General features: G+C 40.3%; 1 protein-coding gene. It reads left to right on the forward strand.

Going from position 1 to position 17,351, the window contains the following annotated elements:
- Positions 1 to 27: 27 nt before the first annotated feature.
- Positions 28 to 17,346, forward strand: a complete 17,319-nt coding sequence (locus C0638_RS19595; RefSeq protein WP_102163712.1) for a non-ribosomal peptide synthetase — start codon at positions 28 to 30, stop codon at positions 17,344 to 17,346.
- Positions 17,347 to 17,351: the final 5 nt, after the last annotated feature.

The raw sequence follows: 17,351 nt of genomic DNA on the forward strand, positions 1-17,351 counted from the left end.
GATGAAATAGAGAAGAGGGACGAAGTTATGGATAATTTGATGAAAAGAATAGAATCTCTTTCTCCAGAAAAAAGAAAGCTATTTGAGACGATGCTAAAAGAAAAAGGAAAAGATGTTTCAAAATATACGCCAAATGCCTTTTCTGGAATACCTTCTGCCAGAGAGCAGGAATTTTACCCTATGTCATCTGCCCAGAAAAGGCTGTATATACTAAACGAGCTTGAAGGAGCAGGTACTGCATATAACATGCCAGGCGTCGTACTGCTGGAAGGAAACATTGATGCAGTACGCTTCGAACAGGCATTCAAGGAGCTAGTAAAAAGACATGAGGCTCTGCGCACATCATTTCATATGGTTGAGGGTGAACCAGTACAAAAGGTTCATGATTACGTGGATTTCAGTATTACGTACCTGGAACTGGATGAAGAAAAAGCAGCAGAAATAGTCAAAGAATTCATAACGCCCTTTGATCTTAGCCAAGTTCCATTACTGAGAGTAGGACTTGTAAAAACGAACGAAGACAGGCGTGTTATGATGTTTGACATGCACCACATAGTATCAGATGGTATATCAGTCAATATACTTATGAGTGAGTTTTTGGATTTGTACCAAGGGAAGCCCCTTTTGCCACTACGGATACAGTACAAGGATTTTTCTGTATGGCAGAAGGAGATGTTTGCCGGAGACTCAATAAAGAAGCAGGAAGAATACTGGCTCCAGACATTTAAGGGTGATATACCGGTACTGGATATGCCTACTGACTATCCAAGATCGGCGGTACAAAGTTTTGAAGGAGATGCTGTAAGCTTTGAAATAAACCCTGAACTTTCAGTCAAACTAAATAAGCTTGCAACAGATAATGGAGCTACCTTATACATGGTACTGATGGCTGCATATAACGTACTCCTGTCCAGATACACTGGACAGGAAGACATCATAGTTGGAAGTCCTGTAGCCGGAAGGCCCCATGCTGACCTGCAGGGTATCATTGGTATGTTTATAAATACCTTGGCCATAAGGAACTATCCTGAGGGAGAAAAGACCTTCGTCCAATTCTTGCAGGAAGTAAGGGAAAATGCGTTTTTGGCTTTTGAAAATCAGAACTACCAGTTTGAAGAACTTGTAGAATCACTTAATCTCATGAGGGACATGAGCAGGAATCCTCTTTTTGACACTATGTTTGCACTGCGCACTTCAAACAAGACAGAATTTGCAGCATCGGGTATAAACTTCAAACAATACAACAACTGGCTGGAAGGCAGAAAGGCAAAATTTGACCTTATGCTTGAAGTGGTAGAGGGTCAAGAAGGTATAACATTTAACCTTGAATATTGTACCAGGCTGTTTAAGAAGGAGACAATAAAAAGGTTTGGAACCCATTATATAACCGTTCTTGAAGAGATAACGGCATACCCTGAAAAAAGGTTGTGGGAAATTGATGTACTGTTACAGGAAGAAAAACAGCAAATCCTATATACCTTTAACGCTACAGAGGCACAGTATCCTAAAAACAAGACTATCCATCAGCTTTTTGAAGAGCAGGCAGAGAAGAACCCTGATCATGTAGCTGTGGTATTTGAGGGTAAAAAGCTTACATATAGTGAACTCAATAAAAAATCAAATGGGTTGGCCCATGTATTAAGGGCTAAAGGAGTCAAACCGGACAGTATCGTAGGTATTCTGGCAGAACGCTCACTTGAGATGATAGTAGCAATCCTAGGGGTATTAAAAGCAGGAGGGGCATATCTTCCCATAGATCCAGATTATCCTGAGGAAAGAATAAGTCATATGCTGGAAGACAGCCGGGCAGTGATCCTGTTGACCCAATCACATTTTATAGACAAATATACATCAATAGGTACAGTAATAAATTTAGAAGATGAGCAGGAATATTCAGATGAACAATATAACTTATCGGAGGTAAATAAACCTTCCGATCTAGCTTACTTAATATATACCTCAGGCTCTACAGGTAAACCCAAAGGGGCAATGATAGAGCATAGAAACATAGTAAGGCTGTTATTTAACAGTAAAATGCAGTTTGATTTTAACGAAAATGATGTATGGACTATGTTTCATTCTATGAGTTTCGATTTTTCCGTATGGGAGATGTACGGGGCGTTGTTATATGGGGGCAGATTGGTGGTAGTTCCTAAAATGACAGCACGCAGCAATGTAGAGTATCTGAGACTTCTAAGGAATGAGAAGGTGACCGTATTAAATCAGACACCTTCAGCCTTCTATAATATAGCCAATGAAGAAGTATCATATGAAGAAAAAGAACTTAAGATAAGATATGTCATATTCGGAGGGGAAGCATTAAAGCCTGCATTGTTGAAGGAATGGAGAAAGAAGTACCCGCAGACTAGACTCATCAATATGTATGGAATAACCGAGACAACAGTGCATGTCACATATAAAGAGATAGAAGAGGAAGAAATTAGATCTAATGTGAGCAGCATAGGAAGGCCTATACCAACCCTTACAACATATGTAATGGATAAGAACATGAAAGTTGTTCCCATTGGAGTAGCCGGAGAGCTTTGTGTAGGAGGAGATGGAGTTTGCAGAGGATATCTTGGAAGACCGGAGCTTACAAAGGAAAAGTTCGTTCAAAATCCGTACAAGCCGGAAGAGAGGTTATATAGATCTGGAGACCTGGTCCGGTTATTATCTGATGGAGAAATGGAATACCTGGGTAGAATAGACCACCAGGTAAAGATAAGAGGCTTTAGGATAGAGCTTGGTGAAATAGAAGCACAACTGCTAAAGCATCCTTCAATTGAGGAATCTTTGGTGATTGCAAAGGAAGACCATCAGGGCAGTAAATACCTGTGTGCATATATAGCGGGAGAAAATGAGCTGACAATATCAGAACTAAGGGAGCATCTCTTAAAAGAACTGCCCGAATACATGGTACCATCATACTTTGTGCAGCTTGAAAAAATGCCATTGACAGCTAATGGCAAGATAGACAGGAAGGCATTGCCTGAACCCGAAGGTAATATAAATACGGGAATAGAGTATGAAGCGCCTATAGGCGAATTTGAAGAGAAGCTTGCACTGATTTGGCAAGACATCCTTGGAATTAAGAAGATAGGAAGAAATGACAACTTCTTTATGTTAGGTGGACACTCTTTAAAGGCTACAAGCCTTGTAGCGAGAATTCACAAAGAGTTCAATATAGACATGCCTCTTAAGGAAATATTTAAGGCTCCAATTATAGCGGAAATAGCAAGGTATATGAAGGAAGCAAAGGAGAGTATATATCAATCCATCCAAACTGCTAAAGAGATGGAATACTACCCTATGTCATCAGCCCAAAGAAGGCTGTATATATTAAATCAGTTTGAAGGAGCAGGGACAGCATACAATATGCCAGGCAGCTTGCTGGTTGAAGGCAGTATTGATCTGGAGCTTTTTCAGAAGACCTTCCAACAGCTTATAAATAGGCATGAGACCCTTCGAACATCTTTCCATTTCATAGAGGGTGAACCCGTCCAGAAGATCAATGATCCTGTGGGTTTTAGTGTAGTGTATCTAGAATCTGACGAAGAAAAAGTGGGGGAAATCGTAAAAGAATTTATAAAGCCGTTTGATCTTGGAATTGCTCCGCTGCTAAGAGTAGGCCTTGTGAAAACGGGAAAAGACAAGCATGTCATGATGTTTGACATGCACCATATCATATCTGACGGTACGTCCATGGATATACTGGTACATGAGTTCATGGATATGTATGGAGGAAATAACCCTTCTTCCCTCCGTATACAGTACAAGGACTATTCTGTTTGGCAGAAGGAACTATTTGCTGGGGACAAAATAAAGAAGCAGGAGGAATACTGGCTCCAGGAATTTAATGGAGAAATTCCTGTGCTGAATATGCCAGTAGATTACCAAAGGCCTGCGGTTCAAAGCTTTGACGGAGGTTTTATCCGTTTTGAAGCAGGCAGTGAGCTTACGGGAAAACTTATTAAGCTTGCAAGGGATAATGGGGCTACTCTTTACATGACATTGCTTGCTTCATACAACATACTGCTGTCTAAGTATACTGGGCAGGAAGATATTATAGTGGGAAGCCCTATAGCTGGAAGACCTCATACAGATTTACAAGACATAATAGGTATGTTTGTAAATACTTTAGCCATGAGGAACTATCCCCAGGGAGAAAAGACCTTTGCTGAGTTTCTAAAGGAAGTAAGGGAAAACTCTATAAGGGCTTATGAAAATCAGGACTACCAGTTTGAAGAACTGGTGGAAAAGCTTAATGTAAAGAGGGATATGAGCAGGAATCCTCTTTTTGATACTATGTTTGTATTGCAAAATACCGGCTCATCAGAATTGAAGATAGATAGGCTTAAGTTTATACCCTATACAAATGAATTTAGAATATCCAAATTTGACTTGACATTAAATGCTCGGGAAATCCAGGAAGGTATTGCATTTGATTTGGAATATGCCACAAGGCTGTTCAAGAAAGAGACTGTAGAAAGGTTTGCAGCCCATTACCTTAATGTTCTGGAAGAGATAACGGTTTATCCTGGAAAAAGGTTGTCAGAAATTGATATGCTTTCACAGGAAGAAAAGCAGAAAATACTATATGACTTTAACGATACAAAGGTCCGGTATCCTAAGGATAAGACTATACATCAACTGTTTGAAGAGCAGGTAGAAAAGACACCCAATAATATTGCTGTAGTGTTTGAAGATAAACAGCTGACTTATAAGGAAGTAAACGAAAAGGCAAACCAACTGGCCAGAAAATTAAGAGAAAAGGGAATAAAACCTGATAGTGTAGTGGGAATTATGGTAGAACGTTCCCCGGAAATGATCATAGGGATCATGGCTGTCCTAAAAGCTGGGGGGGCTTATTTACCCATAGCTCCTGAATACCCTGAAGACAGGATCCAGTTTATGCTTGATGACAGTGGCAGCCAAATTATTCTGATACAGGATAAATTTATAAATGCTAAAGGTAGTTACAGAAATGCTGAATTTATTAGCATAGAAAATCAGGAACTATTTACTGGGGATGTATCAAATCCAAAGTTAATTAGTAAACCTGAAAACTTGGCTTATGTAATATATACATCCGGTTCTACCGGCAAACCCAAAGGGGTAATGATAGAGAACTACTCCGTAATCAACCGGATCAACTGGATGCAGAAGCAATACCCGATAGCTGAAGGTGATGTGATCCTGCAGAAAACTCCCTATACCTTTGACGTATCGGTATGGGAATTATTGTGGTGGAGCTTTACTGGGGCCAAAGTCTGCCTGCTGATACCGGGAGGAGAAAAAAATCCGGAAGAAATCGTGAAGGCAATCGAAAAAAATAAAGTTACCACAATGCACTTTGTACCATCCATGTTGAGTGTATTTTTAGAGTATGTAGAGGAAAAGGGGATAATAGAGGAAATAGCAAGCTTAAAGCAGGTATTTGCCAGTGGAGAAGCACTGAACCTGAAGCAAGTAGAAAAGTTCAACAAGCTGCTGTACAAAGAAAAAGGAACAAGCCTGCATAACCTGTACGGACCAACAGAAGCAACAGTAGATGTATCCTACTTTGGCTGCTCCACGGAAGAAGAATTGGAGCTTGTACCTATAGGAAAGCCCATAGATAACATTAAGTTGTATGTTGTCAGTAAGGAAAAGGGCCTGCAGCCGATAGGAGTAGCGGGAGAACTATGCATAGCAGGGGATGGACTGGCAAGAGGGTACTTGAACAGACCGGAACTTACAGAAGAAAAATTCGCAGCAAACCCATTCGCACCGGGTGAAAGGATGTACAGGACAGGTGACCTGGCAAGGTGGCTGCCTGACGGCAACCTAGAATATCTGGGCAGGATCGACCATCAGGTAAAGATAAGAGGCTACAGGATAGAACTGGGTGAAATAGAGAACCGGTTATTAAAGCATGAAGCAATAAAAGAAGCAGTGGTATTGGACAAAGAAGGAGCTGACGGAAATAAGTATCTTTGTGGATACGTCGTACCGGATCAAGAAATAACCGTACAGGGGATGAGGGAACACTTGTCAAAAGAGCTCCCGGACTACATGATCCCTTCCTACTTTGTGCGGATGGAAAAGCTGCCATTGACCCCTAATGGAAAAATAGACAGGAAAGCATTGCCTGTGCTCGATAGCAATGTTAATACCGGCGTAGAATACGTAGTACCTTCGGGAGAAATAGAGGAGAAACTTGCGCTGTTGTGGCGGGATATCCTTGGAATAGAGAAGGTAGGAAGAAATGATAACTTTTTTATGCTTGGGGGACACTCGTTAAAGGCAACAAGCCTTGTAGCAAGAATTCACAAAGAGTTCAATATAGACATACCTCTTAAGGAAATATTCAAGACACCAACCATCTTAGAAATTGCCAGATATATTAAAGACTCAAAGGAGAGCCTATATCAGTCAATCCAACCGGCAGGAGAAATGGAATACTACCCTATGTCATCTGCACAAAGAAGGCTGTATATACTAAACCAGCTTGAAGGGGCAGGGACAGCATACAACATGCCTGGTATTATGCTGCTGGAAGGAAGCATTGATACAGCGCGTTTCCAGGAAGTCTTCAGGCAGTTGGTAAAAAGGCATGAGACTCTTAGAACATCGTTCCACATGATCGATGGTAACCCGGTCCAGAAGGTTCATGACCATGTGGAATTCAGCGTGATGTACTTTGAAACTAACGAAGAAAAAGCCGCAGAGTATGCTGGGGAATTTGCCAGACCTTTTGATCTTGGCAAGGCTCCTCTGCTAAGGGTAGAGCTTGTAAAAACGGGAGAAGACAGGCATCTTATGATGTTTGATATGCATCACATTATATCCGATGGTGTCTCCATGGACATACTGATTCGTGAGTTTATGGATCTTTATGAAGGAAACAACCCTCCAGCACTTCGGATACAGTACAAGGACTACGCTGTATGGCAGAATAAACTGTTTGATGAGGGCGGAATTAGCAGCCAGGAGGAATACTGGCTCCAAGCATTCCAGGGAGAAATACCTGTACTGAATATGCCGCTAGACTATCCAAGGCCTGTAATACAAAGCTTTGAAGGGGATTTTTTTAGCTTTGAAGCAGGCAGTGAGCTTACGAATAAATTAAACAAGCTTGCAAGGGATAATGGGGCTACGCTTTACATGACACTGCTCGCGGCATACAACATATTGCTGTCTAAGCACACCGGACAGGAAGACATAATCGTTGGAAGCCCTATAGCCGGAAGGCCACATTCAGACCTGCAGGATATCCTTGGTATGTTTGTAAATACCTTGGCTATGAGAAATTACCCCAAGGGAGATAGTACCTTTGTAGAATTCTTGAATGAAGTAAGAGAAAACGCTCTAAGGGCTTATGACAATCAGGATTACCAATTTGAAGAACTGGTTGAGAAGCTTAACTTGAAGAGGGACATGAGCAGAAACCCACTGTTTGATACTATGTTTACCATGCAAAATGCCTCTAAGGTAGAATTTGCAGTACCTGGTATAAGCTTCAGACCTTTTAATAACGGGCTAGAGTATAGAATATCAAAATTTGACCTATCCATTGATGCAATAGAGCGTGAAGATGGTATGGCTTTTAGCTTTGAATATTGTACTCGCCTTTTCAAAAAAGAGACTATAAAAAGGTTGGCGGCTCATTACCTTAACGTGTTGGAAGAGATAACCGCAAATCCGTTTAAAAGGTTGTCGGAAATAAATATGTTGTCCCAGGAGGAAAAACAGCAAATAATCTATGGCTTCAATGATACAAAAGTAGAATATCCTAAGGATAAGACCATACAAGAGCTATTTGAAGAACAAGTGGAAAAGACGCCTGATAACATAGCAGTAGTATTTGAAGATAAATACTTGACTTACGGAGAACTTAATGAAAAGGCCAATCAACTGGCTTGGATCTTAAGGGACAAGGGATTAAAACCTGACAGTGTAGTAGCTATAATGGTAGACCGGTCCATAGAAATGATAATAGGTGTAATTGCTGTATTTAAAGCAGGAGGCGCGTATTTACCCATAGACACCGAATATCCTGAAGAACGAATCAGATATATGATCGATGACAGCTTGGCTGGAATTATTCTTACGCAAGAACATCATAAAGAAAAAATTAAATTTGATCTTGATATTATAAGCTTTGATGACTGTGTGAATTACAACGGGAGAACAGAAAATCTTCCTGTCATTAATAAATCTTGTAATTTAGCATATGTCATTTATACATCAGGAACCACAGGAAAGCCAAAGGGGATCATGATAGAGCATAGAAGTCTTGTCAACATATCTTACGCATGGAAAAAGGAATATAGGCTTGCGGATATGGATGTAAAGCTGTTGCAAATCGCAAGTTTTTCTTTTGATGTATTTGTGGGAGATGTTTCGAGAACGCTGCTCAACGGAGGCCAAATGGTTATTTGTTCATCCGAGGAGAGATACGATCCTGCACGATTATATTCACTTATTAAAACCCATAAAATAACCATCTTTGAATCCACACCGGCACTGATTATTCCTCTTATGGATTATATCCATGATAATGCTTTGATTATTGATAGCCTCAAGTTGCTTATACTTGGATCAGATACTCTCTCTGTGGAAGATTATGAAAGATTACAATCCTGGTATGGAGAGAAACTGCGGGTTGTTAATAGCTATGGGGTTACTGAGTCCACCATAGATTCCAGTTATTACGAAAAGAGACTGGGAAGCTATTTGGAATCCGGGAGTGTACCTATCGGAAAGCCAATGCAAAATATAAAATACTACGTTGTTGACAAACACTTGAGACCTCAGCCTACAGGGGTTTTGGGTGAGTTGTGCATAGGGGGAGAAGGGCTTGCAAGGGGATATCTAAACCGGCCCGAACTGACAGCTGAAAAATTTGTACCTAACCCGTTTATACCAGGGGAAAGGATGTATCGTACAGGGGATCTGGCCAGATGGCTGTCTGATGGGAATATGGAATTTTTAGGAAGAGTAGATCATCAGGTAAAGATAAGGGGATTTAGAATAGAGCTGGGGGAAATAGAAGCACAACTGCTAAAGCACGTTTCAATAAAGGAAGCAGTGGTTATTGCAAGGGAAGATCAGAAGGGAAACAAGTATCTGTGTGCCTATGTGGCAGGGGAAAATGAATTAACAATAGCAGAACTAAGGGGACATCTCTTAAAGGACCTTCCAGACTATATGATACCATCCTATTTTATGCAGTTAAAAAAGCTGCCGCTGACTCCCAATGGCAAAATAGATAGGAAGGCATTGCCCGAACCTGACGGCAATATCGATGCTGGAATAGAGTATGTCGCACCCTTGGGTGAAGTGGAGGAGAAACTTGCGGGGTTGTGGCAGGATATCCTTAGTATAGAGAAAGTGGGAAGAAACGACAATTTCTTTGAGCTGGGGGGACATTCCTTAAGGGCAGCAAATCTTATTGCCAGGATTCACAAAGAGTTCAATGTAAACATACCGCTTAAAGAAATATTTAAGAGCCCAAATATGTCTGAAGTTGCCGAGTGCATCAAGATTGCAAAGGAGAGTGTATTTCATTCTATTGGGCCGGCTGGGGAGATGGAGTACTATCCAATTTCATCCGCCCAGAAAAGGCTGTATATTCTAAACCAGCTTGACGCAGTTGGGATGGCATACAACATGCCTGGTATTATGCTAATTGAAGGCAAACTCGATAAACTGCGCTTTGAACAGGCTTTTAGGGAGCTTGTTGACAGACATGAGTCTTTCCGTACCTCATTCCATATGATAGATGGTAAACCGGTACAAAAGGTCCATAGCAATGTGGATTTTAGTGTTATGTATATGGAAACCGATGAGGAAAGAGCTGCGAAAATAGCCAGTGAATTTATTAGGACCTTTGACCTTGATGAGGCTCCTTTACTTAGGGTTGGGCTTATAAAAGTTGGAGAAGACAGATATATTATGATGTTTGATAAGCACCATATTATATCTGACGGGGTGTCTGACGACATACTGGTAAGAGAATTTATGAGCCTGTATGAAGGTAAGGAACTTCCGGAACTTAAGATTCAGTACAAGGATTTTTCCGTATGGCAGAACAGGCTGTTTGCTGATGGGACAATTAGTAAGCAGGAAGAATACTGGCTCCAAGTATTCAAAGGAGAAATTCCTTTGCTTAATATGCCGCTAGACTACCCTAGGCCAGCTATACAGAGTTTTGAGGGAGATGTGATCAGTTTCAAAGCAGGCAAGGAGCTTGCTGTTAAACTGAACAAACTTGCAGTGAATAATGGTGCCACGCTCTACATGGTACTTTTAGCTTCATACAATGTCCTTTTATCCAAGTACACCGGACAGGAAGATATTATAGTTGGAAGTCCCGTTGCAGGAAGGCCGCATACTGATCTTCAGGACGTTATTGGTATGTTTGTAAACACGCTAGCCATGAGGAATCACCCTCAAGGTGGAAAGACTTTTGTGGACTTCCTTAATGAAGTAAGAGAAAACTCCTTAAGGGCTTACGAAAACCAAGATTACCAATTTGAAGAACTGGTAGATAAGCTTAACCTGGAAAGGGATCTGGGCAGAAATCCACTTTTCGATACTATGTTTGTACTGCAAAATATCGAGGCATCAGAAGTGAAGATGGATGGGCTAAGGTTTATGCCCTATGACAGTGAAGTAAGAATATCCAAGTTTGACTTGACTTTAAACGCTGAGGAAACAGAGGACGGTATTGCATTTGAATTGGAGTATGCTACCAGGTTGTTTAAGAAAGATTCAGTTATAAGGCTTATTGCCCATTACCTTAATGTATTGGAAGAGGCAGCAGCCTTTCCTGAAAAAAGGCTATTAGAAATTGATATGCTGTCACAAGACGAAAAACATCAAATATTATATGAATTTAATAATACAAAAGCAGGATACCCTCGGGAAAAGACCATCCATCAGATTTTTGAGGAACAGGTGGAACGGACACCCAATAATATTGCTGTAGTGTTTGAAGATAAACAGCTGACTTATAGGGAGCTAAACGAAAAGGCAAACCAACTGGCCAGAAAATTAAGAGAAAAGGGAATAAAACCTGATAGTGTAGTGGGAATTATGGTAGAACGTTCCCCGGAAATGATCATAGGGATCATGGCTGTCCTAAAAGCTGGGGGGGCTTATTTACCCATAGCTCCTGAATACCCTGAAGACAGGATCCAGTTTATGCTTGATGACAGTGGCAGCCAAATTATTCTGATACAGGATAAATTTATAAATGCTAAAGGTAGTTACAGAAATGCTGAATTTATTAGCATAGAAAATCAGGAACTATTTACTGGGGATGTATCAAATCCAAAGTTAATTAGTAAACCTGAAAACTTGGCTTATGTAATATATACATCCGGTTCTACCGGCAAACCCAAAGGGGTAATGATAGAGAACTACTCCGTAATCAACCGGATCAACTGGATGCAGAAGCAATACCCGATAGCTGAAGGTGATGTGATCCTGCAGAAAACTCCCTATACCTTTGACGTATCGGTATGGGAATTATTGTGGTGGAGCTTTACTGGGGCCAAAGTCTGCCTGCTGATACCGGGAGGAGAAAAAAATCCGGAAGAAATCGTGAAGGCAATCGAAAAAAATAAAGTTACCACAATGCACTTTGTACCATCCATGTTGAGTGTATTTTTAGAGTATGTAGAGGAAAAGGGGATAATAGAGGAAATAGCAAGCTTAAAGCAGGTATTTGCCAGTGGAGAAGCACTGAACCTGAAGCAAGTAGAAAAGTTCAACAAGCTGCTGTACAAAGAAAAAGGAACAAGCCTGCATAACCTGTACGGACCAACAGAAGCAACAGTAGATGTATCCTACTTTGGCTGCTCCACGGAAGAAGAATTGGAGCTTGTACCAATAGGAAAGCCCATAGATAACATTAAGTTATATGTTGTGAGTAAGGAAAAGGGCCTGCAGCCGATAGGAGTAGCGGGAGAACTATGTATAGCAGGGGATGGACTGGCAAGAGGGTACTTGAACAGACCGGAACTTACAGAAGAAAAATTCGCAGCAAACCCATTCGCACCGGGTGAAAGGATGTACAGGACAGGTGACCTGGCAAGGTGGCTGCCTGACGGCAACCTAGAATACCTGGGCAGGATCGACCATCAGGTAAAGATAAGAGGCTACAGGATAGAACTGGGTGAAATAGAGAACCGGTTATTAAAGCATGAAACAATAAAAGAAGCAGTGGTATTGGACAAAGAAGGAGCTGACGGAAATAAGTATCTTTGTGCGTACGTCGTACCGGATCAAGAAATAACCGTACAGGGGATGAGGGAACACTTGTCAAAAGAGCTCCCGGACTACATGATCCCTTCTTACTTTATGCAGATGGAAAAGCTGCCATTGACCCCTAATGGAAAAATAGACAGGAAAGCATTGCCCGAGCCTGACGGAAGTATGAGTACGGGAACAGAATATGTAGCGCCGCGGAATGAAGTGGAAGAGAAACTGGTTGAAATATGGCAGGAAGTGCTTGGAGCAAAACAGGTAGGAATAAGGGACAACTTCTTTAAAATAGGCGGAGATTCTATACGTGCAATATCATTAGTCAGCACAATATGCAAAAAGTTGGATATAAACATCCAAATCAGGGATATATACATGAATCCTGATATTGAGAGATTGTCTGCATTCTTAAAAGTAAAAGATACGGAAGCTTTTAACAGTAAGATGGGTAAAGCAAGGGAAGAACTGGAGTTATTTAAACAGCGAATATTGATGAATGAAACTCTCTCAGAAAAGTTACCTTCGGACATGGAAGATATATATCCGATGAGTCACATAGAGCTGGGTATGATTTATCATTCCAAAAAAGACTATGAAAATGCAGTTTATCATGACCAATTTGCATTTCATCTGAATGACAAAGACTTTGATTTCCCAGCATTTAAAGAAGCGATGCTTCTAATGACGTCAAAACATGATATTTTAAGGACGGTTTTTAATTTAGAGGATTTTGAAACTCCTGTGCAAATTGTTTACAAGGGCAGTAGTCTTGATATTGAGCAGATAGATATCATGAATTTTAGCAGGACAGGGCAGGTTGAGTATATAAACAAATATTTGGAAAATGACAGAGCGAATCCGTTTGATATATCAAAGCCCCTTTGGAGGATAAGAATATTCAAACTTGACGCAAACCATATTTGTCTGGTTCTGATATTCCACCATGCTATCCTGGATGGCTGGAGTGTTGCTTCATTGATTACGGAAGTTTCAAACCTATACTCTAAGCTTAAGCAAGAAAAAGATTATATACCAACACGGCTTAAATGCAGCTATAAAGATTATATAGCAGACCAAATGACAATTAAGGACAACCAGGAAGTAATTAATTATTGGAGAGAGGAATTAAGTGAATATAAAAGGTTGAATATGCCTGCAAATATTCATGGAAAAACAAAAAAATCTTATAAAGTAGACCATGTAACACGCCATTTAAGTCAGGAATTTTTAGGTGATTTAAGAAGTACTGCCAGAAGATATGATGTAAGCTTAAAGACACTTTGCTTTGCTGCATACACTTATATGCTCAATATGCTTTCATACGAGGATGACTTTGTCGTAGGTTTGGTAGAAAATAACAGACCTGTATGCGAAGATGGAGATAAGATGCTGGGGTGCTTCTTAAATACGGTTCCCGTCAAAATGTGTTTTGATAAAATCGATATATGGGAGGAATTGATAAAAGTTGCAGAAAAGAAATTAATAAACTTAAAGCTTTATGGAAGACTGCCTTTATTTGAGATCATAAATATCCTGGGCGGAAAAGAAAACAAAGAGGAAAATCCTTTATTTGATACCATATTCAATTATGTGGATTTTCATATATATAACGAGATAATAAACAAAGAAATCGGTGATGTTAAAGATAGAATTTCAGTTGATGAATATGAAGCAACCAATACAAGTCTTGACTTTACAGTAAGTAATACATTCGATGATCTTAATATAAGCTTGATCTACTCGGACAAAGTATTGGAAAGAAAACAGGCAGAAGAGTGTATAGACTATTTTATTAATATTTTAAATATGTTTATCCATAACCCCAAAGGGTCAGTTGACAAGCTTATTATATTAAGTCATGAAGAAAGAAAGCAGTTGCTGATAGACTTTAATGATACTAAGAAAGACTATCCGCAGGACAAAACCATACATGAGCTTTTTGCTGAGCAGGTGGAAAGGACACCTGACAACATAGCTGTGGTATATGAAGACAAGCACTTGACTTACAGGGAATTGAACGGAAAGGCAAATCATTTGGCCAGAGTATTGAGGAACAAAGGGGTAAAGCCTGACCGTATTGTAGGAATTATGGCCGAACGTTCATTTGAGATGATTGTGGGGATATTTGCCATATTGAAAGCTGGAGGGGCGTATCTGCCGATAGATCCTAATTATCCTGATACAAGGATAAAGTATTTGTTGGACGATAGTGGTTCCCAGATCCTTTTGACCTCCAGGACCTTTATGGAAAATAAGCAGATTGATGCGGATATTATATATCTGGAGGAAGAATATTTAAATGAAGAGAACTCAAAGCTTGAAAATGTAAACAAACCCTCGGACCTTGCGTACGTCATTTATACATCAGGTTCGACAGGGAAGCCCAAAGGTGGAATGATTGAGCATACTAGCGTTGTAAACATAATTACAGCCCTCCAGGCCATGTATCCGCTTAAAGCGGAAGACGCTTTTCTATTTAAAACAACTTATACCTTTGACGTATCCGTAGCTGAGATATTTGGCTGGTTCCTCAACGGAGGAAAGCTTGTAATATCACGCCAAGGTGTGGAAAAGGAAGCTATGGAGTTAGTAGAGGTAATAAACAAGCATAAGATAACCCATGTAAACTTTGTACCATCAATGCTGAATATAATGGTACATACTTTAAAAGATAATGGTATAAAACTGCCATCAACTCTCAGGTATATTTTTGCTGCTGGAGAAGCGCTGCCCAAAAAGCTTGTCCATGAGCTTTTCGATGTCTCAGAGAACACATCTCTGGAAAATATCTATGGGCCTACAGAGTCCACGATATATGCAGCGGGTTACAGTATAACAAAGAAAATAGCAGAAGAACTTATAACAGTACCTATAGGGAAAGCTTTACAGAATGTATACCTTTATATACTGGACAAGCACAACCAATTAACTCCTGTAGGAGTGGCCGGTGAACTTGTGATAGGTGGAAGCGGTCTTGCAAGGGGCTATTTGAATAGACCTGAACTGACAGCAGAAAAATTTGTACCTAACCCGTTTATTCCCGGCGAAAAAGTGTACCGCACAGGGGACTTAGTAAGGCGGCTTCCTGATGGGAACATCGAATTCATGGGCAGGATCGACCACCAGGTAAAGATAAGAGGCTTTAGAATAGAGCTTGGAGAAATTGAAGCACATCTGGTGAAGCACACTGCTATTAAGGAAGCAGTGGTTATTGCAAAGGAAGAGCAGCAAGGGAAGAAGTACCTGTGTGCATATATTGTAGGGGAAAATGAATTGACCATTTCCGAGCTAAGGGAGCATCTCTTAAACGAACTACCTGACTACATGGTACCAGCATATTTCATGAAGCTGGAACAGTTTCCATTTAATGCCAACGGTAAAATTGATCGGAAAGCATTGCCTGAACCACAGGGGAATATTAATACCGGAGTAGAGCATGTAGTTCCTAGAAACGAAAGAGAAGAAATACTGGCCAAAGTATGGGAAGACGTACTAAAAACTGAAAACATCGGGGTAAAAGATAATTTCTTCAGCCTTGGAGGAGACTCAATAAAAGCCATACAGGTAATGTCGCGTCTTAACGTCCATGGGCTAAAGCTTGAAATGCGGGACTTATTCAAACATCCTGTAATTGAGGAACTCGTCGAATATATACAATCTACAAGCCGAAGAATTCATCAAGGCCCGGTAGAAGGCATAGTACCGATAACACCTATACAAAGATGGTTGTATAAACAAGACAGCAAGGATATCCATCATTTTAATCAGGAAATAATGATATATGGGCGTAACGGATTTGAAGAAGCTATTATTCGAAAAGTATTGTCAAAGCTTGTAGAGCACCACGATATTTTTAGAACAGTGGTAAAAATAGAGGATCAAAATATACTCCAATACAACAAAAACCTTGAAGGTGAACATTTTTCATTGGAAATTGTAGACCTTAGGGACAGCTATAATTACCGGGAAAAAATAGAGCTGGAAGCGTCGAGGATTCAGAGGAGCATGGACTTGTATAACGGTCCTTTAGTTAAGGTTGGTCTGTTTAAGACTAAAGAAGGGGACCACCTGCTAATAGCTATTCACCACCTTGTAGTTGATGGGGTATCGTGGAGAATCATACTGGAAGATTTGGACATAGGATACAGACAGGCGCTAAACAATGATGAAATAAAATTCAGCAACAAGACCGACTCTTTCAAAGATTGGGCACAGAGGCTTGATGAGTATGCCAATAGCCCTGAACTATTAAAAGAAATAAATTACTGGACCAATTTGGAAAAAACTGAAACAATACCGCTTCCAAAAGACCGAGAGATTGAAGAAAGAAGGTATATGAATAACAATAGCGTCAAGATCGAGCTGAGTATTGAAGAGACTGAGAAGATGCTAAAGCGGGTAAACCATGCTTATAACACAGAAGTAAACGACATATTGCTTACCGCCTTGGGATTAGCAGTGAGGGAATGGACCGGAAATGATAAGGTTCTGATCAGTCTGGAGGGGCACGGCAGGGAGGAAATCATTAAAGACATTGACATAAGCAGGACCGTGGGATGGTTCACCACCCAGTATCCCGTGGTGTTAGATGTCAGTGGACAACTCGATATTTCCCGCATGATCAAATCGGTAAAAGAAAACATCAGGCAGATACCTAACAAAGGGATAGGTTACGGCATACTAAAATATCTTACCTTGCCGGAAAACAAAGCCGATTTAAACTTTAATCTAAACCCTGAAATAAGCTTCAATTACCTCGGTCAATTCAACCAGGATAATGTAGACAATTTATTTGGAGTGTCTGATATTCCTGCCGGAGAGTCTACAGGACCAAACTATAAAAGTGAGTATTGTATTGATATTAACGGCGGAACTGTAGAAGGCGGGAAGCTGGAATTAAACTTTAGCTACAACCAGGGCGAGTATGAGAAGAGTACTATTGAAGGGGTAGCGGTGAGTTTTAAAAAGCATTTAGTAAACATAATAACCCATTGTGCAGAAATGGACTATTCAGAAGCTACACTCAGTGATTTTACAGTAGACGATCTGAATATGGATGAGTTTGAAGACGTATTGAATAACTTCGAATAAAAAGA

It is taken from the genome of Paenibacillus sp. lzh-N1, assembly GCF_002872435.1.
GTDB lineage: Bacteria > Bacillota > Bacilli > Paenibacillales > Paenibacillaceae > Paenibacillus > Paenibacillus polymyxa_C.

Coding starts and splice junctions, on each gene's coding strand:
- C0638_RS19595 (WP_102163712.1), top strand. CDS start 28: ATGGATAATTTGATGAAAAGAATAGAATCTCTTTCTCCAGAAAAAAGA.